This window comes from Citrobacter sp. MGH104, assembly GCF_001034485.1.
Lineage (GTDB): Bacteria > Pseudomonadota > Gammaproteobacteria > Enterobacterales > Enterobacteriaceae > Citrobacter > Citrobacter freundii.
The window spans coordinates 1,863,057-1,884,557 of record NZ_KQ089818.1; the positions used below are offsets into that span (position 1 = coordinate 1,863,057).

The window sequence follows — 21,501 nt, forward strand, 5'->3', positions numbered from 1 at the left end:
AACCCCGCCGAAGCGGGGTTTCATAAAGAGTGAAGTTGACCGATAAGCCGCGTTCTTTTGAGTATAGCGTCGTGGACAGTCATTCATCTGGCCTACCCGGAAAGCAAAAACCCCGCCGAAGCGGGGTTTTATAAAGAGTGAAGCTGACCGATAAGCCGGGTTCTGTCGTGGACAGTCATTCATCTAGGCCAGCAATCGCTCACTGGCTCAAGCAGCCTACCCGGGTTCAGTACGGGCCGTACCTTGTGAACCCCTATTTGGCCTTGCTCCGGGTGGAGTTTACCGTGCCACGGACTGTTACCAGCCGCGCGGTGCGCTCTTACCGCACCCTTTCACCCTTACCTGATCCCACTTACGTGGGCCATCGGCGGTTTGCTCTCTGTTGCACTGGTCGTGGGTTTCCCCCCCAGGCGTTACCTGGCACCCTGCCCTATGGAGCCCGGACTTTCCTCCCCTCCGCCCGTCTCCCCCGAAGAGGACGACGACGAAGCGGCGACTGTCTGGTCAGCTTCGGCGCGCAGTATAGAGGGTTTGCGGGGTAATGTCACCCCGCACTGCGCATTCCTATCGCTAACGTGGCGGCGATGTTTCTTGAGGCGCGATAAATATTGTCAAATGCCCCACGGAAGGCCTCTTCCAGCGTACTGATGCTGGTCAATACGCTAAACACCGCATCGATACCATATTGATGCACCACCTCCACATCGCGCGTCAGGCTGCCGCCAATACCAATTACCGGTTTGTGGTATTTCTTCGCGACGATCGCCACGCCCACCGGCACTTTGCCGTGAATGCTCTGGCTGTCGATGCGTCCTTCCCCGGTCACCACCAGCGTACAGTCGTGAATATGCTCTTCCAGATTGAGGGCCTGAGTCACAATCTCTATCCCACTGCGCAGCTCCGCGCCTAAAAAAGCCATTAACGCGGCGCCCATACCACCGGCAGCCCCCGCCCCGGGAACATCCTTCACATCTACCCGCAGCGATTTTTTAATGATGTCGGCGTAGTGAGAAAGATTGCGGTCCAGTTCGAGAATGCGTTCTTCCGTCGCCCCTTTCTGTGGGCCGAAGATGCGCGAAGCGCCAGTATCACCTGTGAGCGGATTGGTCACATCGCAGGCCACGCGAATGGAGCAGGTTTTTAATCGCGGATCCAAACCGGAAATGTCGATGCTGTTGAGACTCATCAGACTGCCGCCCCCGTAGCCAATCTCTGTCCCGTTAGCGTCGCAAAGTTTCGCGCCCAGAGCCTGCACCATACCGGCGCCGCCGTCGTTAGTTGCACTACCGCCAATGCCGATAATAATGCTCTGCGCCCCGCTATCCAGCGCCTGCAAAATCAATTCCCCGGTACCACGTGACGTGGTGACTAACGGGTTACGCTTATCAGGAGGGACTAACGCCAGACCACTGGCTGCCGCCATTTCGATAAACGCAGTTTTACCATCTCCGGACATGCCCCAGCAGGCATTCACTTTTTCGCCCAGCGGCCCCGTCACCCACGCGGAATATTCACTCCCTTGCGTGGCGGCAATCATGGCTTCGACCGTTCCTTCGCCGCCGTCGGCCACCGGAACTGAAACATATTGCGCATCGGGAAATATTTCCCGAAATCCTTTTTCTATTGCCTGAGCGACCTCAGTGGCAGATAGACTTTCTTTATAAGAGTCTGGGGCAATTACGATTTTCATAGTTATGTAGCCTGACTGTGCCGCGCAAGGCAAGAAATACAGGGCGCACATCCGCGCCCTTCTTGTTAGCGTGTGACTTCCACTTTCGCCAGTTTTTCGTAGTAGCATGCGAGCGCGCTGTGATCGGCGGTGCCCAGCCCATCTGCGCGAAGCGCCTGCATCATCTCCATGACTGCAGCAGTCAGCGGCAACTGCGCGCCGACCCCATGAGAAGTGTCCAGCGCATTCGCCAAATCTTTGATATGCAGGTCAATACGGAAACCTGGCTTAAAGTTGCGGTCCATGACCATCGGCGCTTTCGCGTCCAGCACGGTGCTTCCGGCCAGTCCGCCACGGATCGCCTGATACACCAGATCCGGGTTCACACCCGCCTTGGTCGCCAGCGTCAGCGCTTCAGACATCGCCGCAATGTTCAGCGCTACAATCACCTGGTTCGCCAGCTTAGTGACGTTACCCGCGCCAATGTCGCCGGTATGTACCACTGAGCCAGCCATCGCTTTCAGCAGATCGTAATACTTGTCGAAAATCGCTTTATCGCCGCCGACCATTACCGACAACGTACCATCAATCGCTTTTGGCTCGCCGCCGCTGACCGGCGCATCCAGCATATCCACGCCTTTCGCTTTCAGCGCGTCGCTAATTTCACGGCTGGCCAACGGTGCAATGGAGCTCATGTCGATAAGCACTGTGCCCGGTTTCGCACCTTCAATAATTCCGCCTTCACCCAGCGCCACTTCCTTAACATGCGGCGAGTTCGGCAGCATGGTGATGATCACGTCGCACTGCTCAGCAATATCTTTCGCCGTGGCGGCGGTTTCTGCACCAGCGGCAATGACTTCCGCAATGGATTCCGGGTTACGGTCAGCAACCACCAACGAGTAACCTGCCTTGAGGAGGTTTTTACTCATTGGTTTACCCATAATACCGAGGCCAATAAAACCAACTTTCATTGTCATGTCTTTATCTCTCTCTACTATCGATGGTGGTTATTTCTTAAAAGAATCAGCCAGTTTCTGCGTGGCTGAACGGAACACGCCAAGGTCGCTGCCAACAGCAACAAAGGTCGCGCCCCACTCCAGATAACGACGCGCATCCGCCTCTACCGGCGCCAGAATTCCGCTTGGTTTGCCATGTGCTTTCGCGCGGGCAAAAATGTGCTGGATAGCTTTCTGCACATCAGGATGTGACGCATTGCCGAGATGGCCTAGCGCCGCAGCCAGATCGCTTGGGCCGACGAAGACACCGTCTACACCTTCGGTCGCCGCGATGGCGTCAACGTTATCAACGCCCTGCTGACTTTCGATCTGCACGATGATGGTGATGTTCTTATTCGATTGCGCAAAGTAGTCCGGTACGGTGCCAAACATATTGGCGCGATGGGAGACGGACACGCCGCGAATACCTTCCGGCGGATAGCGGGTCGACGCCACGGCGTTCACCGCCTCTTCTTGTGTCTCAACGAACGGGATCAGGAAGTTGTAAAACCCAATATCCAGCAGGCGCTTGATAATCACCGGCTCGTTGGTCGGCACGCGTACGACCGGCGCGCTGGCGCTGCCTTTCAGCGCCATCAATTGCGGGATAAACGTCGAGATATCGTTTGGCGCGTGTTCGCCGTCCAGTACCAGCCAGTCAAAACCCGCCAGGCCTAAAACTTCGGTACTGATTGGGCTGGCCAATGCAGACCAGCAGCCAATCTGAATCTGTTGCGCCGCGAGGGCCGCTTTAAACTTATTCGGGAAAATCGTGTTATTCATCGCCTATACCTTTGTTTATTTCTGCAATTCCATACGTTTAATGTCACCGACAATAAACAGGTAGCAAACCATTGCCATCAGCGCCGAACACCCTACAAACATCAGCGCAGCATTAAATGAGTGCAGCTCGCTCACCAGATAACCAATCACCAGCGGGGTGACAATAGAGGCTACGTTGCCAAATACGTTAAATACCCCACCGCACAGACCAACGATTTCTTTCGGCGCGGTATCGGAAATCACCGGCCAACCCAGCGCGCCGAAGCCTTTGCCGAAGAACGCCAGCGCCATCAGCGCAACCACCAGAGTGGTGTTATCGGTGTAGTTACACAGAATAATGGTCGACGCGAGCAACATTCCGAGCACAATCGGCAGCTTACGTGCCAAAGTGATGCTGAAGCCACGTTTAATCAGATAATCAGAGAACACACCGCCGAGCACGCCACCGGCAAATCCGCACAGCGCAGGAATCGACGCCACCAGACCGACTTTCAGGATCGACATGCCTTTTTCCTGTACCAGGTAAATCGGGAACCAGGTAAGGAAAAACCAGGTGATAGTGTTGATAAAATACTGTCCGAAGAACACGCCAAGCATCATGCGGTTTGTCAGCAACTGCTTGATATAATGCAGTTTAGGACCACCTGATTTCACATCGCCGGGCTTTTTATGGTCCATATCCACGACCGCGCCGTTTTCAGAGATAAACTTCAGCTCTTCCTGCGACATACGCGGGTGATCGGTTGGGTTATGAATAAACTTTACCCACAGGCCGGTGAGCACAAAACCGATCACGCCCATCACGGTAAAGACGTGCTCCCAGCCCCAGGCAAAGGTCAGCCAGCCCAGCAGCGGCGAAAACAGCGCCAGGGAGAAATATTGTGCAGAGTTAAAAATCGCAGATGCCGTACCGCGCTCTTTCGTCGGGAACCAGGCGGCCACAATACGGGCGTTCGCCGGGAAGGACGGTGCTTCCGAGAAGCCCAGCATAAAGCGCATGATGAACATTGAAATACCCGCCCAGGCCAGCGGGAACATGTCGACAAAACCCTGCAGAAAAGTAAACAGCGACCAGAAGAACAGACTGTAAGTGTAGACTTTCTTCGAACCGAACTTATCCAGCAGCCAGCCGCCAGGGATTTGCATCAACAGGTAAGCCCAACCGAAGGCGGAGAAAATGTAACCCATTGAGATGGCACTGAGCTGCAACTCTTTCGCCACTTCCGTGCCGGCAATAGATAGCGTGGCACGGTCCGCATAGTTAACGGCGGTAACAATAAATATTATTAGCAATATTAAGTAACGGGTGTGCGTACCTTTCTTTTTCTCGACAACTGTATCCAGTATCATTCTAATTACCTCGGGTACATAAAAGTTTTTATTATTATTTGGCAGATATCCCTGGTGATAAATTACCGATAATAAAAACGTATAATAATTTATCAGACGCTATGAAACCGTGATTTAGTATAATCAGCAGTGCAACGTTAATCATTGTGCAAGCGCTCATTAAACATGCGTTATGAAAATAATGTTTTGGGCATATGCACACATGCATGGGCGCTAATCCACACATTTACGTATTGCTCCCCCTGCTGGTGCGGTCTTGCTGAGTTTAAGTGATCATTGTCACATTCTTCACGATAAACTCCTGACATTCTTATTTCACGATACCGAATCTTTATTACTGAAAATGAGATTCAAAATATAAATATCCACACTATTATCACCACTTGTTGGAGAATACTGGACAATGGCCGACATCGAAATTAGACAAGAATCGCCAACGGCGTTTTATATTAAAGTTCACGAAACAGATAATGTGGCGATAATTGTCAATGACAATGGTCTGAAAGCCGGAACGCGTTTTCCGGACGGACTGGAACTCATTGAACATATTCCCCAGGGTCATAAAGTGGCGCTATTGGATATTCCTGCTCATGGCGAAATCGTGCGTTATGGCGAAGTGATAGGCTATGCCATTCGCGACATCCCACGCGGCAGCTGGATTGATGAATCAATGGTTGAGCTGCCCAAGGCTCCGCCGCTGGAGACGCTGCCGTTGGCAACTAAAGTGCCTGAGCCGCTGCCGCCTCTCGAGGGTTATACCTTCGAAGGTTACCGCAATGCTGACGGTAGCGTTGGCACCAAGAATCTGCTCGGCATCTCCACCAGCGTGCACTGCGTGGCGGGCGTGGTGGACTATGTGGTGAAAATCATTGAACGCGATCTGCTGCCCAAATACCCGAATGTTGACGGTGTGGTGGGGCTCAATCATCTGTACGGTTGCGGCGTGGCGATTAACGCTCCAGCCGCCATCGTGCCCATTCGAACTATTCATAATATTGCGCTGAACCCTAACTTTGGCGGTGAGGTAATGGTCATTGGCCTCGGCTGTGAAAAACTGCAGCCAGAGCGCCTGCTGGAAGGTACGCACGATGTAAAAAGCATTCCGGTCGACAGCGCCAGTATCGTCAGCCTGCAGGATGAAAAACACGTCGGCTTTCAATCAATGGTTGCCGATATTTTGCAAGTGGCCGAACGCCATCTGGCAAAGCTCAATCAGCGCCAGCGTGAAACCTGCCCGGCATCAGAACTGGTGGTCGGCATGCAGTGCGGCGGCAGCGATGCGTTTTCCGGCGTGACGGCCAATCCAGCGGTAGGTTATGCCTCCGACCTGTTAGTACGCTGCGGCGCGACAGTGATGTTCTCCGAAGTCACCGAAGTACGCGATGCCATCCACCTTCTGACCCCGCGCGCGATTAACGAAGAGGTGGGTAAACGTCTGCTCGAAGAGATGGCCTGGTACGATAACTACCTGGATATGGGCAAGACTGACCGGAGCGCCAACCCATCACCTGGCAACAAGAAAGGCGGTCTGGCAAACGTGGTGGAAAAAGCGCTGGGTTCTATTGCGAAGTCGGGCAAGAGCGCGATTGTCGAAGTCTTGTCGCCGGGCCAGCGTCCAACCAAACGTGGTCTGATTTACGCTGCCACCCCCGCCAGCGATTTTGTCTGCGGTACGCAACAGGTTGCTTCTGGGATCACAGTACAAGTCTTTACCACCGGTCGCGGTACGCCGTATGGCCTGATGGCTGTGCCGGTGATTAAAATGGCGACACGCACCGAGCTGGCCAATCGTTGGTTTGACCTGATGGACATCAACGCCGGTACCATCGCTACCGGAGAAGAAACCATTGAAGACGTGGGTCTGAAACTGTTCGAGTTTATTCTCGACGTCGCCAGCGGACGTAAGAAAACCTTCTCAGATCAGTGGGGACTGCATAACCAGCTGGCGGTGTTTAACCCGGCGCCAGTGACCTGATTATTCCAATCAGTGAAATACCAGACGATGTCAGCGTCATCTGGTATTTCACCCCATCAGCGCCTTGATCTGCGCTAACGTTGACGTACCTTCCATTGGCCCACGCGTCGATATCGCCAACGAGCCTGCCGCATTAGCATGAGCCAGCGCATCCGGAATCGAGTATCCTGCAAGAAACAGGCTGACAAATGTTGCGCCAAAGCAATCACCAGCACCAGTGGGATCGACAACGTCAACCGGATAGCCGGTGACGTGATGCTGCTCCTGCGTAGAATAATAGCTGGCACCGCGAGGACCGCGTTTAATCACAATATGTTTAATTCCCCGAGCAAGCAGGTTTTCGACAATCTGCAACTCATCGCGTGATTTGCTCAAACCAAAGTAGTCCAGTTCACCATCACTTGGCAGGAAGAAATCGGCGTAATCCAGGATGTATTCAAAAGCCTGTGACATCTCGCGAATATTCAGCATCTCTTTGCGAATGTTCGGATCGAACGAAATGGTTCCTCCGTTCTCTTTAACAATGCTGATGGCTTTACGCACGGCATCAATCAGTCGAAAAGAAAATAATGAAGATCCCATTATGTGGAAGTGGTTACATTGCCCAAGCAATTTTCCATCAAGATGTTCAGCGCTCAGCAACCCACAGGCGCTGTTAGGTAAATTGAAGATAAAATCACGCTGTGCCTGTGAACGATAGCTAACGAACGCACTGCCTGTGGTGGCATGAGGAAGAACGGAAATGCCCTTAACGTTCACACCGTCTCGTCTCAGCCGGGCGATATTCATCTCCCCAAAGGCATCATTGCCAACGCAACTAAATAGCAAAGACTGAAAGCCCAGCTTAGCGACCTGATCGGCAAAGATAGCTGGCGCCCCGCTGGGATACGGTCCCCAAAATTCGCCAGGAGACGAAAAACCCTGATTCTCTTTTTTCGCCAAAAATTCGACGAGTAATTCACCAAGTGTCGCAATAGTCATTTTCATGCGTTGTCCTTCACCTTGCCGGAAGCAGGGCGGGATTTATCCAGGTCAGACATTCATTGTTGGTATAGCTGTTGGTCAACCCAACGGCGATAAATCGCGAGTGGTACTCGGCAGCAACAATCTGCGGAGTCACCACCGCACTAAGTGCGCTCAACTTACCTACAGGATATCTTGCTTCACCATAATCTGGACGCTGCGCAATGACCGCCACGCATCGCTGGCTGAGCCTGAGTGATTCCGCCAGTATTCCCGCGGCGCTTTCGCTGGCTACACTCAGAGTGCCATCTTCGCTGACGTGCTCAATCATCACTACGCTACAGGTTGGCTGAAAACGCTGGATCGATTGCATAGCAATTTCGCCTTCCAGTCTCTGTCCGCTACGGTCCAGAGTCCCCCCCAGCAACACAATCTCGCCGTCAATATAATCACGCGCAGTAGCCACATGGCCGAGATCGTTGAACGCCAGACGCAGCTCACGAGATTCGCCAAGAAAAGGGAGCGCTTTACGTGGAACGACTCCGGCTCCGAGAAAAAGCGAATCTTCATCAGCAACCAGGCGAGCCACCTGCTTCGCCAACTCAAGCTCTGCGCTACGGTCCCACTCCTGCACCAGACTCATATCCTGAGTGACAGATGCTCTAACCGGCTGTGCGGTATAAATCGCCCCGCCAAAAGATCTTTTCAGGTAACCCTGCTGCTCCAGGTAATTGAGATCATTACGGATTGTCACTCCTGAAACAGCTAACATTTCTGCCAGGTCGTCCACTTTGATTTCACCGTTCTTACGAACGATTTCGGCAATGTCCAGACGCCTCTTCAGCAGGCTGGTAGATGGTTTTGCCACAACGTACCCTTTTTATATGACATGTCGGAAGTCTCTTCCGCGCTTTAACTTTCATTTTTAAATTTCCTCTGAGTGATGTCAATTACGCGTCGTTCACGAAGATGCAAAAAACTCAAAACATTTCAGTAATATCAATAAATTAGCAGCATCCTGCTTTTTCTCATTAACTTACAAAAGAAAACCAATAGTCAATTAATAACTTTCATTTTATAAATTTTAATACGATTTTGTGTAGATGATCACAATAAGATCCATGAATGATCGTTAGATTACTTTCAAAACGAAGGCGTAATATCAATATTAACTTTAACTTTGAAAGAAAACTAAAGAGAGAAAATCATGTTCATCATTTCCAGCAAAAATATGCTTCAGAAAGCGCAACGCGATGGTTACGCGGTACCAGCTTTTAATATCCATAACCTGGAAACCCTGCAGGTCGTTGTCGAAACCGCAGCAGAAATGCGCTCGCCATTGATCGTGGCAGGTACGCCAGGAACGTTCAGCTATGCCGGGACCGGAAATATCGTGGCGATAGCAGGCGATCTGGCTCGCGAGCACAATCTCCCTCTGGCAATTCACCTCGATCATCATGAATCAACGGTTGATATTGAAAGCAAAGTGCTGGCTGGCATCCGTTCCGTGATGATCGACGGCTCTCACTTCCCATTCGAAGAAAACATGTCGCTGGTGAAAAAAGTGGTCGATTTTTGCCATCGCTACGATACGAGTGTAGAAGCAGAACTGGGACGTCTGGGCGGCGTGGAAGACGATCTGATCGTCGACAGCAAAGATGCGCTGTACACCAACCCACAACAGGCGCGTGAATTCGTTGCGCGGACCGGTATTGACTCTCTGGCCGTCGCTATTGGCACCGCACATGGACTGTACGCCGCAGAACCCAAGCTCGACTTTAACCGCCTGGCAGAGATCCGCGCACAGGTCGATATCCCGCTTGTGCTGCACGGTGCCTCCGGGCTTCCAGAAAACGATATCCGCAAAGCTATTAGCCTGGGCGTGTGCAAAGTTAATGTCGCGACAGAGTTAAAAATCGCGTTTTCTGATGCGCTAAAACAGTACTTTGCGCAAAACCCGAATGCCAACGACCCACGTCACTATATGCAACCAGCAAAACAGGCGATGAAAGAAGTCGTACGCAAAGTGATCCACGTCTGCGGTTGTGAAGGACAGTTGTGAGGGAATGCCGGTGATCTACACGTTAACGCTCAATACCGCAATTGATATGAATATCTTTAGCGATCCTTTACAGCCTGACATTGTAAACCGTACGCGCCATACGGAATATTGCCCAAATGGAAAAGGCGTCAACGTCGCTCTGGTATTAAACCATTTTCAACGACCTGCACATATACTCGGTATTTTTGGTGGTTTTACTGGTCGTTATATTGTGGAAGAGTTACGCAAGAAAAAAATTAGCGTATCTCCTGCGTGGGTCAGTGAACCAACAAGAATTAATATTTTTATTAATGATGGTCAACAGGAGTACAAACTGGTCAATCCTGGTTCATATATTCCTGATGACTGTAAGCAGCAAGTATTGAATGAAATATCACGACTATCTGATGCAGAGTATTTAGTTATCAGTGGCAGTTTGCCCCAGGGAATCGAAAGTAACTTTTATGCTGAAATTATGCAGATTTGTCGGCAAAAAGAAATTGCGATTGTACTGGATATTAGTCATCCATCGTTGCGTCAATTACTGGAGTTTAATCCATTATTAATCAAGCCAAACGACGAAGAGGTAAACGCCATTTTCGGGTTAACCGTAACCAATGATGTTCAGGCAAAAAATGCCTTTGCAGAATTGCACTCTCTCGGCGCGCAGAATGTTTTACTGACGCTCGGAGCCAAAGGAATGTACTTCTCGAACGGCATTGATAGCTGGTTCTGCTCCGCACCGACTATTGACCTGGTGAGTTCAGCCTGCGCAGGCGATGCTGCGCTTGCTGCATTCTTAAGCCATTGGTTAACCACAGGCGAAGTCGAATATGCTCTGGCGCTTGCCAGCGCAACGGGTGCTGATGTAGCAAGTTCGGCCGGGCTGGGCCAACTTGCAGCGATTGATACATTACTTCCTCAAACCCATGTCCGAAAGCTGTAAACAAAAACAAATTAAAGGTCTGCTTATGAAAAAGATCATTGCAGTTACCGGCTGCCCTACCGGTATCGCGCATACTTTTATGGCTGAAGAAGCTTTAAAACATGCAGCAAAGAAAATGTCTGTCGAAATAAAAGTGGAAACGAATGGTGCTAGCGGTGTTGAGAATATTATTACACCCACTGACCTTATTGATATCGCGGGTGTGATTATTGCAGCCGATAAAGATGTGTCTCCCGATCGTTTTAATGGCTTACCGGTTATTGAGGTTCCCGTTAAAGAAGCTATTCACCATCCTGTAGAACTGATTAATAAGATTCTCAATGGTGAAGCCTCCATTCGTAAAGGGACCAAAACTATTTCTCAAAACAACACAGAAAAAGAGTCTTTAGGTCGTCAGATTTATAAACACCTGATGAGTGGTGTTTCGAACATGCTGCCATTCGTGGTCGCCGGCGGTATATTGATTGCTATTTCTTTCTTGTGGGGAATTTATTCCGCTGACCCTAAGTCACCGGAATATAATGCCATTGCAGCCATGTTAATGAAGATTGGGCAGCAGGCTTTTTCAATCATGGTTCCCGTCTTTACTGCGTATATCGCTTACTCTATATCCGGAAGGCCTGGAATGGTGGCAGGCTTCGTTGGCGGCTTACTGGCTAACGCAACGGGCGCAGGGTTTCTCGGTGGCATCATTGCCGGGTTTGCAGCTGGTTATCTGATGCTGTGGGTAAAAAATCGGCTCGACGGTTTGCCTCGTCAGTACGAAGGGCTGAAGTCCATTTTCATCATGCCGCTGATTGGCGTGCTGGCTATTGGTGCGCTGATGTCGCTACTCGGACAACCCGTTGCCGCGATCAACAACGGTATGATGAACTGGCTTGCATCATTACAGGAAGCCAATCCTATTCTGCTTGGAATTGTCGTCGGTGCCATGTGCTCGTTCGACTTTGGTGGCCCGGTCAACAAAGCTGCCTACGTTACCGGCACACTGCTGCTCGGCCAGGGTAACTATTTCTTTATGGCGGGCGTTTCCGCTGCCTGTATCACTCCTCCGTTGGTGATCGCTCTGGCAACCACCTTCTTCCCAAGAGGTTTTAGCGAAGAAGAACGCGCTGCCGGGATGGTGAACTACATTCTTGGCTGTACGCACATCACTGAAGGCGCGATCCCGTTTGCTGCAAAAGATCCTCTACGTGTAATCCCAATGATGATGATCGCGTCAAGTATCTCCGCCGTTCTCAGCTACAGCTTGCATATTCAGGTACCCGCCCCGCATGGCGGTTTCCTGATCCTGCCATTAGTCAGCAAACCCATTGCCTGGGTGCTGTGTATTCTTGCAGGCTCCGCATGCGGCGCCATTATGCTGGGATCGTGGAGATTGTGGCTAAATCGCAAACTGCCTGTCGGTTCAGACAGCACCACTATTCAGACAGGAGGTCAGAATGCAACTTTGTGAGCAGGACATTTTCATCAGTGACGAGCAAATCGATAAAGCCACTGCACTCCAACGGGTCTCAGAGAAGTTGGTTGCAGCCGGGAATACGACACCTGAGTATCTGCAAGGTATGCTGGATCGTGAAGCTCAAATCTCCACTTACCTCGGTAACGGTATTGCCATCCCTCACGGCACGCCTGAGACTCGCCACGCCGTACTGAATACTGGCGTGAAGGTCATCATTTTTCGTCAGGGTGTGGCATGGGGGGATGATAACATTGCACATATGGTCACTGGTATTGCAGCGCGTTCAAATGAACATCTTGAGATTCTGCGTCAATTGACCCGCGTATTAAGTGATGACAACGTCCCTCAAGCGTTACAAAAGGCGAAAACACCCTGCGAAGTTTTAACCATTTTAACTGGCACTGATACGGACAATAACCCACCAGAAGAAAGAATTGCAGGTGAACAGGCCACCTTCGTTATTCATAACCCGCATGGCCTGCATGCCAGACCGAGTGCTGTACTGGTCAAATTTATTAAGCAATTTGATTGCGCCGTCACGATTGAAAACCTTGATAACAACACAGGTCCTGTAGATGGTAAAAATCTGATGAAAGTTGTCTCGTTAGGCGCAAAAAATGGTAATCGTATGCGATTCACTGCGCAAGGTGCGGATGCCCAACGAGCTCTACATGAGATTGGGCAGCGTATTGGACAGGGATTAGGAGAGATGGTCTCAGTACCCGTCACCCCACCCCCTGAAGCAGCACGCCAGAAACGAAGTTGGCTATCTCGTTTGTTTAATTAATGTCTGACTAACCTTATCCGCGCCTGGTTTCTTCAGGCGCGGATTGATGCCTAATGCTAAATCGCCTTTCAAACCACCTTTCATAACCCTCCCATTTCTTTCGAAACTTTCATTTTTCAGATCGAAATCACATAAAAACATTACGAAACCCTATACTTTATTTCGAAGAAAGAAAATCGAAAGACTTCGGAGGAAGTATGTTTATCATTTCAAGCAAAATGATGCTGAAGAAGGCGCAACAAGAAGGCTACGCCGTACCGGCGTTTAACATCCACAACCTGGAGACCCTACAGGTTGTCGTGGAAACAGCTGCCGAACTACGTTCTCCGTTGATCGTCGCCGGTACGCCAGGCACATTTAGCTATGCCGGGGTTGGTAACATCGTTGCAATCGCCAGTGAACTGGCAAAATGCTGGAACCATCCCCTCGCCATCCATCTCGATCACCATGAAAGCGCCACTGATATTGAAGCGAAAGTCGCTACGGGTATTCGCTCCATCATGATCGATGGTTCCCATCTGCCGTTTGCCGAGAACATTACGTTAGTTAAACGCGTGACGGACTACTGCCACCGCTATGACGTTAGCGTTGAAGCGGAGCTGGGACGGTTGGGTGGACAAGAAGATGACCTGATCGTGGATGGAAAAGATGCGCTTTATACCCACCCAGAACAGGCTCGGGAGTTCGTGGAAAAAACCGGCATCGACTCACTGGCGGTCGCGATTGGCACGGTGCATGGCCTGTACAACGCTGAACCAAAACTGGATTTCGAACGACTGGCAGAAATTCGCCAGTGCGTTGAAATCCCTTTGGTTTTACATGGCGCATCCGGCCTGCCTACACATGATATTAAGCGCGCTATCTCTTTAGGAATCTGCAAAGTGAACGTCGCGACCGAACTCAAAATCGCCTTTTCTGGCGCACTCAAAACTTATCTGAGTACACATGCCAATGCGAATGACCCACGGCATTACATGATGCCTGCCAAAGCCGCCATGAAAGAGGTGGTGCGTAAAGTCATTGCCGATTGCGGCTGTGAAGGGAAATTGTAACTAATTGATTTAATTTACTTGTCCGGATTCTGACAAAGGTCTGTTTTAAAGCTGGATCACGAAAGTCGCTTTTACCCTTTGCCTTCAATCCAAAAATATTATGAAGATAAACAAAAGATATCGGAGATAGAAGTGAAAGAAATAATCTCTCGTCATAAAGCAGGTGAGCATTTAGGTATTTGTTCGGTTTGTTCAGCACATCCGCTGGTTATTGAATCCGCATTACGCTTTGATCTCAATACAGACAGTAAAGTTCTGATCGAAGCGACGTCTAATCAGGTTAATCAGTTTGGTGGCTATACAGGGATGAAACCCGCTGATTTCCGTGACTTTGTCTATGGCATCGCACAAGAGATTGGTTTCCCTCGCGAAAGACTGATCCTCGGGGGCGATCACCTCGGCCCTAACTGCTGGCAAAATGAAACTGCGGCAGAAGCGATGGAGAAATCGGTTGAGTTAATTAAAGCCTACGTTGCTGCAGGATTCAGCAAAATTCACCTGGACGCTTCAATGTCCTGCGCTGACGACCCTACACCGCTGGACCCAATGGTTGTTGCCCAGCGAGCTGCCCTACTTTGCCAGGCTGCAGAAGCAATAGCCACGGAAGAACAAAAACGCCAACTGACTTACGTGATTGGTACAGAAGTCCCGGTACCTGGTGGAGAAGCCAGCACCATTGGCACTGTACACGTTACGCGCGAAGAAGATGCCGCCCGGACACTGGAAACCCACCAGGTTGCCTTCCGTGCGTTAGGACTTGAAGAGGCGTTAACTCGCGTTATCGCCATTGTGGTTCAGCCCGGCGTCGAGTTCGACCACACTCAAATCATTCACTATCAACCACAAGCTGCAAAAGCGCTTTCTGCCTGGATCAAAGAAACCCCAATGGTCTACGAAGCGCATTCAACAGATTATCAAACCCGTCAGGCATACCGTGCACTGGTACGCGATCACTATGCAATTTTGAAAGTGGGTCCGGCACTCACCTTCGCCCTGCGTGAAGCCATTTTTGCCCTGGCGCAAATGGAAAATGAGCTGGTATCCCCAGAGCAGCGAAGCCGGGTTCTGGACGTGATTGACGAAGTGATGCTGAATGAACCGGATTACTGGAAAAAATACTATCGTCCAACCTGGAGTCAGGCGATGGTTGATATTCACTTCAGTCTCTCCGACCGTATTCGTTACTACTGGCCGCATCCCCGCATTCGCCAAAGTGTAGAGAAATTAATAACCAACCTTAATGACGTCGCGTTACCTCTGGGACTCATTAGCCAATTTATGCCGGTGCAGTTTGAGCGTCTGTCTGAAGGCACGTTATCCGCGACACCACACAATTTGATTATCGACAAAATCCAGGATGTTCTGCGCGCCTATCGCTTTGGTTGCGCACCAGTAATCGCCTGAAATCTGGAGAATATATGAGTCAACTCTTTGTCCGAACAGGAATTAACTTTAGCTCGTGTCAGCATGCGCTGACCCATATTGGGGAGGAGATGCTGGCTAAAGGGGTCGTGCATGAAAGCTACCCGCAGGCCCTGATTGAGCGTGAAGTAACCTTTCCAACTGGAATTGCGCTGGAACGTCATGCCGTTGCGATTCCGCATTGTGAAGCTGTTCACGCGAAATCTCCGGCTATCTATCTGATTCGCCCAGATACACCGGTTAATTTTCAACAAGCGGATGATGATGAAGAGATAGCCGTCTCTTTAATTATCGCCTTAATTGTTGAAAACCCGACGGCGCAACTGAAGCTCCTGCGTCGTCTGTTTAGTGAGCTACAAAACCCGAGCACCATTGAAGCATTGCTGAATGCACCCGATGCAGAACTGGCAATACTCTTTCGGGAAAAAATCCTTGAGTCTGAGCCCTGCACCCAGGCTTGATAAAAAACTGATAATAAAAGGAATACCCTATGAAACGTAAAGTAATTGTGGCCTGTGGCGGTGCTGTAGCAACTTCAACAATGGCTGCGGAAGAAATCAAAGAGCTCTGCGAAGCCAACAATATCCAACTCGACCTGGTTCAGTGCCGGGTAACGGAAATCGAAACCTATATGGATGGCGCGGACCTTATTTGTACTACTGCTCGCGTTGACCGTACATTTGGCGATATCCCGGTGGTTCACGGCATGCCTTTTGTCTCAGGCGTGGGTATCGAAGCATTACAGCAAAAAATACTGACTATCCTCGTGGGGTAACGCCATGTTTAGCGAAATAATGCGTTATATCCTCGACTTAGGTCCAACGGTTATGCTGCCGTTAGTGATCATCATCTTCTCAAAATTATTGGGAATGAAGCTCGGGGATTGTTTTAAATCTGGTCTGCATATCGGGATCGGCTTCGTCGGTATTGGTCTGGTGATCGGCCTGATGCTGGACTCTATTGGACCAGCCGCAAAAGCGATGGCGGAACAGTTTCAAATCAACCTGCACGTTATTGACGTCGGCTGGCCGGGTTCATCACCAATGACCTGGGCTTCGCAAATTGCGTTAATTGCGATTCCTGTCGCCATTGGGGTGAATATCCTGATGCTGGTTACCCGCATGACCCGCGTGGTGAACGTCGACATCTGGAATATCTGGCATATGACGTTTACCGGCGCCATGTTGCATCTGGCAACCGGTTCATACTGGCTGGGCATTCTCGGCGTGGTTGTTCATGCCGCCTTCGTCTACAAACTGGGTGACTGGTTTGCGAAAGACACGCGCGACTTTTTTGGTCTGGAAGGGATTGCTATCCCCCACGGTTCCTCAGCCTACCTGGGCCCTATCGCGGTCCTGGTTGATACGATCATTGAAAAAATCCCGGGTCTGAATCGTATTCACTTCAGTGCAGACGATGTACAGAAACGCTTCGGACCTTTTGGCGAGCCGGTTACCGTCGGCTTCGTTATGGGTCTGGTTATCGGTATGCTGGCAGGATATGACGTGAAAGGCGTCCTGCAACTAGCCGTGAAAACGGCTGCCGTGATGCTGCTGATGCCACGCGTGATTAAACCGATTATGGATGGCTTAACACCTATCGCGAAGCATGCCCGCAAACGCCTGCAGGCAAAATTTGGCGGTCAGGAGTTCTTAATTGGTCTGGACCCTGCGCTGCTTCTCGGTCATACGTCGGTAGTTTCTGCCAGTCTGATCTTTATCCCGCTGACCATCCTGATTGCCGTGCTGGTCCCAGGTAATCAGGTACTGCCCTTCGGCGATCTCGCGACCATTGGTTTCTTTGTTGCCATGGCGGTAGCCGTTCATCAGGGGAACCTGTTCCGCACGCTGATCTCTGGCGTCATCATCATGGGCATCACCTTGTGGATCGCCACCCAGACCATCGGCTTACACACTCAGCTTGCCGCCAATGCAGGCGCATTGAAAGCCGGTGGCATGGTGGCCTCAATGGACCAGGGCGGCTCCCCAATCACCTGGCTGCTGATCCAGCTTTTCACCTGGCAGAACGTGGTAGGTTTCATCATTATCGCTGCTATTTACCTGTTGGGTGTGCTGCTGACCTGGCGTCGGGCACGTAATTTCGTGGCAGCTGAAAAAGCTGCAGCCATAACGGAAAGCCAGACCGCATCATAATTTCTGGGGAGCATTTGCTCCCCTTCACATTTCTGGAGACTCTTATGAAATCAGTGGTTATTCACGCTGAGGGCGACGTACGCGTTGAAGAACGTCCCATACCACATCTGCAAACGGATGAAGATGTACTGGTTAAGGTAGTCAGCTCAGGGCTTTGCGGCTCGGACATTCCCCGAATCTTCAATCGTGGCGCTCACTATTATCCAATCACGCTTGGGCATGAGTTCAGTGGCTATGTTGAATCCTACGGCGCAGGGGTTACCGACCTACAACCCGGCGATGCCGTTGCCTGCGTACCGCTACTTCCCTGCTTCCACTGCCCTCAGTGCGAGCGCGGCTACTTCTCGTTGTGTAAGCAGTATCAGTTTGTCGGTTCACGTAGCGAAGGGGGCAACGCAGAATATGTGGTGGTGAAACGCGCTAATTTGTTCCGCCTGCCTTCAGATATGCCGATTGAAGATGGCGCGTTCATTGAGCCCATCACCGTCGGCCTGCATGCGTTTCATTTGGCGCAGGGTTGTGAAGGCAAAAACGTGATTATTGTTGGCGCGGGTACTATCGGTTTACTGGCACTGCAATGTGCCCGTGAACTCGGCGCCAAAAGCATCACGGCGATTGATATCAACCCGCAAAAGCTGGCGTTAGCAAAAGAACTGGGGGCAACCTATGTGTTTAACAGTCGGGAGATGAGTGCGACTGAGATTCACTCTGATCTGGAGAATGTTCAGTTTGACCAACTCATACTGGAAACCGCAGGAACCCCACAAACTGTGACGCTATCGATAGAAATTGCCGGCCCTCGCGCTCAACTGGCGTTAGTGGGTACGCTGCATCACGATCTGGCGCTGGCTTCTGGTGTCTTTGGACAAATATTGCGTAAAGAGTTAACCATTCTTGGCAGTTGGATGAACTATTCCAGCCCATGGCCTGGAGAAGAGTGGGTAACCGCAGCGCGTTTACTGACGGAAAAACGCTTACAGCTTGAGCCATTAATTGCCCACAGTGGTGATGCCGAGAGCTTTGCCAGCGCCGTCAAGTCACTCAATGGCGCGCCGATGCAGGGTAAAATTCTGCTCAAACTCTCCTGACCCCACGAGCCAGCAACCTGCGCTGGCTCACATTTACTTTCGAAATTTAGCGTTCACCTTTCGCAATCCTTCGATTAAACTAGTGACAGTCAAATTATCAGGCAAATCAATATGAACTCATTTGAGAGAAGGAATAAAATTGTCGACCTGATTAATACGCAAGGTAGCGTACTGGTAATGGACCTTTCGAATACCTTTGGTATTTCTGAAGTCACCATTCGCGCCGACCTGCGGTTATTAGAAGAGAAGGGTCTGGTCACCCGTTTTCATGGCGGTGCGGCAAAACCTGGAAGCCATCTGGCTGAAGGTGACAATCAGGAAGTATTGTTAGAAGATCGGTATCAGCTTGCCAGCGATCCTAAAAAGCGGATCGCTCAGGCGGCAACGGCAATGGTCGAAGAAGGAATGACCGTGATTCTGGATAGCGGAAGCACGACCTTACTGATCGCTGAGGCGCTAAACCGAAAAAGTAATATCACTGTTATTACCAATAGCCTGCCTGCTGCGTTTACGTTATCGGAAAACAAAGATATTACGCTGGTCGTCTGCGGTGGCACGGTGCGTCACAAAACGCATTCAATGCATGGCACTATCGCTGAACGTTCCCTACAAGGGATAAGCGCTGACCTGATGTTTGTGGGTGCTGACGGGATCGATGCCACTAATGGTATTACGACATTCAACGAAGGCTATTCGATTAGTAGCGTAATGGCGGCGGCTGCACATAAGGTCATTGCCGTACTGGATGCGACAAAATTTAACCGACGCGGATTTAATCAGGTACTTCCCATGGAGAAGATTAACTGCGTAATAACCGACGACAGCATAAGCAAACAGGATAAATCAGCGCTGGTTAAAACAGGCGTTGAACTGCTGGTCGTTTAAATTACCCGCCACATCCCTCCTTTCGTCGAGCCAACGCGTTGCAGTTTGCCTTTTAGCTGCAACGCTTTCAGATAGCGTTCAACTGTTCGGGGTGAAATTTCACACTCATCAGCGATACTTTTGGCAGTTCTACCAGGCTGATTCGACAAGATTCGTAGAATGCGCTTTTCCATATCCAGTAAATCAGACGGCATTTCTTCCGACATTTCTTCCGACATTTCTTCCGACATTTCTTCCGACATTTCTTCCGACATTTCTTCCGACAGGGTCGATGATTGTCCTAATCCCTCTTGCAAAGCAGAGATAATGTTTTCCAGAATAAATTCTATAAATGGCGTGCAGCTGCTTTGCCGATCGCACACTCCTAGCACCTGGTAATAGCGATCCTGCTGGTAGTGGATCAGCGTTTCCACCGGCAACCAGGCTAATTCTGAACGCCACTCACTCAGGATTAATGTCTGCCACAATCGCCCCATCCGTCCATTGCCGTCGGCAAAAGGATGAATAAATTCGAACTCATAATGGAATACAGCACCCGCGATAAGCGGGTGAAGTTCTGTCGTTTTTAACCAGTCCAGTAAATCATTCATCAAGCGAAGAACTTGTGAGACCGGCGGGGCCATATGAATAAGCTGTTTTTCCCTGTAAACACCGACATTGCCAGATCGCAATTGGCCCGGGTTATCGACAAGCCCCATCATCAGGACTTGATGTGCCTGTAAAAGATCGGAGAGTTTTTCACTTTTCCACTCCGACATTTTTTCGTATGCCAGAATCGCATTTCTGACTTCCTGTATATCTTTAGCCGGAGCCAAAATACGCTTACCGTCCATCAGGGCTGTAACCTGATCCGTCGTCAACGAATTATGCTCAATCGCTAAAGAAGCCTGGATAGTACGAATACGGTTCTCTTTGCGCAAAAGAGGAGATATCCTGCCCGCCATCGCCGCCCAATGCCCCATCAGCTCACCAATCTCAATGACTTGATTGAGGATCAATGGCGTAACGGTAAAAGGCGGTTGGTAGGTGCTCACGTCTACTCTCCCTGTTGTTCCAGTGCATGTTTATACAGCGCATTCTTTTTCACGCCGTGGATTTCAGCGGCCAGCGCGGCGGCCTTTTTCAGCGGCAGTTCTGCCTGTAATAAAGCCAACGTACGCAGCGCATCGGCAGGGAGATCGTCTTCCTGCGCTTTATGCCCTTCGACAATCAGCACCATTTCACCTTTACGACGGTTTTCATCTTCCTTGACCCACGCCAGCAGTTCGCCGACCGGTGCGCCGTGAATGGTTTCCCAGGTTTTGGTCAGCTCGCGCGCCAGCACCACGTAACGGGATTCGCCCCAGACGGCAACCATGTCTTCCAGGCTATCCAGCAAGCGGTGGGTAGATTCATAAAAAATAAGCGTACGCGGCTCTGCCTCAATGGCTTTCATCGCATCACGACGCCCTTTCGATTTGGCAGGCAGAAAACCTTCATAGCAAAAGCGGTCTGAAGGCAAACCAGCAGCGCTCAGGGCAGCAATCGCCGCGCAAGGGCCCGGTAGAGGAACAACGCGGATCCCCGCTTCGCGACAGGTGCGCACCAGATGGTAGCCAGGATCGTTAATCAGCGGCGTTCCGGCATCGGAAACCAGCGCAATGTTTTGCCCTTCTTTGAGTTTCGCCACCAGCGTTTCCGCTTTTTGTTGCTCATTGTGATCGTGTAACGCGAACAAACGGGCGTTAATCGCGAAGTGTTGTAACAATAATCCTGTATGACGTGTGTCTTCAGCGGCAATCAAATCAACGGCTTGTAAAACTTCGAGCGCTCGTTGGGTAATATCAGCCAAATTTCCTATAGGAGTAGGTACAATAAAGAGTTGGCCTTGAGAATTATCCGCCGATTCGTGTTGTTTCATTGTGTCGTCCGTATTGCCGATTTAATATTG

At 50.5% G+C, this 21,501-nt stretch carries 20 protein-coding genes and 1 other RNA gene; 12 read left to right on the forward strand and 9 right to left on the reverse strand.

Translation table 11 applies throughout. The features are described 5' to 3' along the window. Window positions 1-135: 135 nt before the first annotated feature. The 5 genes from rnpB to garP all read right to left on the reverse strand — a co-directional run bounded on the left by rnpB (window position 136) and on the right by garP (window position 4,797). Window positions 136-512: RNase P RNA component class A (gene rnpB, locus SK34_RS23640), an RNA gene on the reverse strand. 32 nt (window positions 513-544) lie between these two features. Then, the gene (gene garK / locus SK34_RS08655) at window positions 545-1,690 is read right to left on the reverse strand and encodes a glycerate 2-kinase (RefSeq protein ID WP_048232845.1); all 1,146 of its coding nucleotides are present in this window, start codon (window positions 1,688-1,690) and stop codon (window positions 545-547) included. Window positions 1,691-1,755: 65 nt separating this feature from the next. Then, on the reverse strand, window positions 1,756-2,646 hold the full coding sequence (gene garR / locus SK34_RS08660; RefSeq protein WP_003840019.1) for a 2-hydroxy-3-oxopropionate reductase: 891 nt from the start codon (window positions 2,644-2,646) through the stop codon (window positions 1,756-1,758). Between the two features lie 30 nt (window positions 2,647-2,676). Next, entirely contained in the window at window positions 2,677-3,447 is a 771-nt protein-coding gene (garL, locus tag SK34_RS08665; protein WP_003840018.1) for a 2-dehydro-3-deoxyglucarate aldolase, read from the reverse strand. Between the two features lie 15 nt (window positions 3,448-3,462). Next, a complete protein-coding gene (gene garP / locus SK34_RS08670) occupies window positions 3,463-4,797 on the reverse strand; it encodes a galactarate/glucarate/glycerate transporter GarP (RefSeq protein ID WP_003024898.1) in 1,335 nt (444 codons plus the stop codon). A gap of 403 nt (window positions 4,798-5,200) precedes the next feature. Between garP and garD the strand changes: the two genes are divergently transcribed. Continuing rightward, on the forward strand, window positions 5,201-6,772 hold the full coding sequence (gene garD, locus SK34_RS08675; RefSeq protein ID WP_044701298.1) for a galactarate dehydratase: 1,572 nt from the start codon (window positions 5,201-5,203) through the stop codon (window positions 6,770-6,772). A 48-nt stretch (window positions 6,773-6,820) separates the two neighbouring features. On the opposite strand, the gene SK34_RS08680 is transcribed toward garD, so the two are convergent. Together SK34_RS08680 and SK34_RS08685 are read right to left on the reverse strand one after the other, a co-directional pair. Next, window positions 6,821-7,759, reverse strand: coding sequence for a sugar kinase (locus tag SK34_RS08680; protein WP_048232847.1), 939 nt, complete (start codon window positions 7,757-7,759; stop codon window positions 6,821-6,823). 10 nt (window positions 7,760-7,769) lie between these two features. Further along, window positions 7,770-8,603: a DeoR/GlpR family DNA-binding transcription regulator gene (locus SK34_RS08685; RefSeq protein WP_048232849.1), complete on the reverse strand. Its 834-nt coding sequence runs from the start codon at window positions 8,601-8,603 to the stop codon at window positions 7,770-7,772. 339 nt (window positions 8,604-8,942) lie between these two features. On the opposite strand from SK34_RS08685, the gene SK34_RS08690 reads away from it, so the two are divergent. The 11 genes from SK34_RS08690 to SK34_RS08740 all read left to right on the forward strand — a co-directional run bounded on the left by SK34_RS08690 (window position 8,943) and on the right by SK34_RS08740 (window position 19,571). Beyond that, window positions 8,943-9,797 carry a tagatose bisphosphate family class II aldolase gene (locus SK34_RS08690; protein ID WP_048232851.1) on the forward strand — a complete coding sequence of 285 codons (855 nt, stop codon included), beginning with the start codon at window positions 8,943-8,945 and terminating at the stop codon, window positions 9,795-9,797. Between the two features lie 10 nt (window positions 9,798-9,807). Further along, a complete protein-coding gene (gene pfkB / locus SK34_RS08695) occupies window positions 9,808-10,722 on the forward strand; it encodes a 1-phosphofructokinase (RefSeq protein ID WP_044714569.1) in 915 nt (304 codons plus the stop codon). 25 nt (window positions 10,723-10,747) lie between these two features. Further along, the gene (locus SK34_RS08700; protein WP_044714571.1) at window positions 10,748-12,178 is read left to right on the forward strand and encodes a PTS fructose transporter subunit IIC; all 1,431 of its coding nucleotides are present in this window, start codon (window positions 10,748-10,750) and stop codon (window positions 12,176-12,178) included. Beyond that, window positions 12,165-12,971, forward strand: a complete 807-nt coding sequence (locus SK34_RS08705) for an HPr family phosphocarrier protein (RefSeq protein WP_048232853.1) — start codon at window positions 12,165-12,167, stop codon at window positions 12,969-12,971. The genes SK34_RS08700 and SK34_RS08705 overlap by 14 nt, the downstream gene beginning before the upstream one ends. A 197-nt stretch (window positions 12,972-13,168) precedes the next feature. Further along, entirely contained in the window at window positions 13,169-14,023 is an 855-nt protein-coding gene (locus SK34_RS08710; RefSeq protein ID WP_048232855.1) for a tagatose bisphosphate family class II aldolase, read from the forward strand. Between the two features lie 132 nt (window positions 14,024-14,155). Next, a complete protein-coding gene (gatZ, locus tag SK34_RS08715; RefSeq protein WP_048232856.1) occupies window positions 14,156-15,427 on the forward strand; it encodes a tagatose-bisphosphate aldolase subunit GatZ in 1,272 nt (423 codons plus the stop codon). 14 nt (window positions 15,428-15,441) lie between these two features. Next, complete coding sequence (gene gatA / locus SK34_RS08720) at window positions 15,442-15,906, forward strand: PTS galactitol transporter subunit IIA (protein ID WP_048232858.1); 465 nt, start codon at window positions 15,442-15,444, stop codon at window positions 15,904-15,906. Between the two features lie 29 nt (window positions 15,907-15,935). After that, a complete protein-coding gene (gene gatB, locus SK34_RS08725; RefSeq protein WP_003828616.1) occupies window positions 15,936-16,220 on the forward strand; it encodes a PTS galactitol transporter subunit IIB in 285 nt (94 codons plus the stop codon). Between the two features lie 4 nt (window positions 16,221-16,224). Next, window positions 16,225-17,598 carry a galactitol-specific PTS transporter subunit IIC gene (locus SK34_RS08730; RefSeq protein WP_040234106.1) on the forward strand — a complete coding sequence of 458 codons (1,374 nt, stop codon included), beginning with the start codon at window positions 16,225-16,227 and terminating at the stop codon, window positions 17,596-17,598. Between the two features lie 44 nt (window positions 17,599-17,642). Then, the gene (gene gatD / locus SK34_RS08735; RefSeq protein WP_044714500.1) at window positions 17,643-18,686 is read left to right on the forward strand and encodes a galactitol-1-phosphate 5-dehydrogenase; all 1,044 of its coding nucleotides are present in this window, start codon (window positions 17,643-17,645) and stop codon (window positions 18,684-18,686) included. A gap of 111 nt (window positions 18,687-18,797) precedes the next feature. Next, window positions 18,798-19,571 (forward strand): DeoR/GlpR family DNA-binding transcription regulator, encoded by a 774-nt coding sequence (locus tag SK34_RS08740; protein ID WP_044714502.1) that lies wholly within the window; start codon window positions 18,798-18,800, stop codon window positions 19,569-19,571. On the opposite strand, the gene SK34_RS08745 is transcribed toward SK34_RS08740, so the two are convergent. Continuing rightward, window positions 19,568-20,605 (reverse strand): Fic family protein, encoded by a 1,038-nt coding sequence (locus SK34_RS08745; RefSeq protein WP_048232860.1) that lies wholly within the window; start codon window positions 20,603-20,605, stop codon window positions 19,568-19,570. The two genes, SK34_RS08740 and SK34_RS08745, sit on opposite strands and share 4 nt — an antisense overlap. Window positions 20,606-20,607: 2 nt before the next feature. Further along, window positions 20,608-21,471, reverse strand: a complete 864-nt coding sequence (rsmI, locus tag SK34_RS08750) for a 16S rRNA (cytidine(1402)-2'-O)-methyltransferase (RefSeq protein WP_003024942.1) — start codon at window positions 21,469-21,471, stop codon at window positions 20,608-20,610. Between the last annotated feature and the right edge of the window lie 30 nt (window positions 21,472-21,501).

Bases quoted from the DNA above. Each gene is read 5' to 3' on its own strand.
- garK (WP_048232845.1), bottom strand. From the start codon at position 1,690: ATGAAAATCGTAATTGCCCCAGACTCTTATAAAGAAAGTCTATCTGCC.
- garP (WP_003024898.1), bottom strand. From the start codon at position 4,797: ATGATACTGGATACAGTTGTCGAGAAAAAGAAAGGTACGCACACCCGT.
- rsmI (WP_003024942.1), bottom strand. From the start codon at position 21,471: ATGAAACAACACGAATCGGCGGATAATTCTCAAGGCCAACTCTTTATT.
- gatD (WP_044714500.1), top strand. From the start codon at position 17,643: ATGAAATCAGTGGTTATTCACGCTGAGGGCGACGTACGCGTTGAAGAA.
- SK34_RS08680 (WP_048232847.1), bottom strand. From the start codon at position 7,759: ATGAAAATGACTATTGCGACACTTGGTGAATTACTCGTCGAATTTTTG.
- gatA (WP_048232858.1), top strand. From the start codon at position 15,442: ATGAGTCAACTCTTTGTCCGAACAGGAATTAACTTTAGCTCGTGTCAG.
- SK34_RS08700 (WP_044714571.1), top strand. From the start codon at position 10,748: ATGAAAAAGATCATTGCAGTTACCGGCTGCCCTACCGGTATCGCGCAT.
- gatB (WP_003828616.1), top strand. From the start codon at position 15,936: ATGAAACGTAAAGTAATTGTGGCCTGTGGCGGTGCTGTAGCAACTTCA.
- garD (WP_044701298.1), top strand. From the start codon at position 5,201: ATGGCCGACATCGAAATTAGACAAGAATCGCCAACGGCGTTTTATATT.
- SK34_RS08730 (WP_040234106.1), top strand. From the start codon at position 16,225: ATGTTTAGCGAAATAATGCGTTATATCCTCGACTTAGGTCCAACGGTT.
- garL (WP_003840018.1), bottom strand. From the start codon at position 3,447: ATGAATAACACGATTTTCCCGAATAAGTTTAAAGCGGCCCTCGCGGCG.
- SK34_RS08705 (WP_048232853.1), top strand. From the start codon at position 12,165: ATGCAACTTTGTGAGCAGGACATTTTCATCAGTGACGAGCAAATCGAT.
- garR (WP_003840019.1), bottom strand. From the start codon at position 2,646: ATGACAATGAAAGTTGGTTTTATTGGCCTCGGTATTATGGGTAAACCA.
- SK34_RS08690 (WP_048232851.1), top strand. From the start codon at position 8,943: ATGTTCATCATTTCCAGCAAAAATATGCTTCAGAAAGCGCAACGCGAT.
- SK34_RS08710 (WP_048232855.1), top strand. From the start codon at position 13,169: ATGTTTATCATTTCAAGCAAAATGATGCTGAAGAAGGCGCAACAAGAA.
- SK34_RS08740 (WP_044714502.1), top strand. From the start codon at position 18,798: ATGAACTCATTTGAGAGAAGGAATAAAATTGTCGACCTGATTAATACG.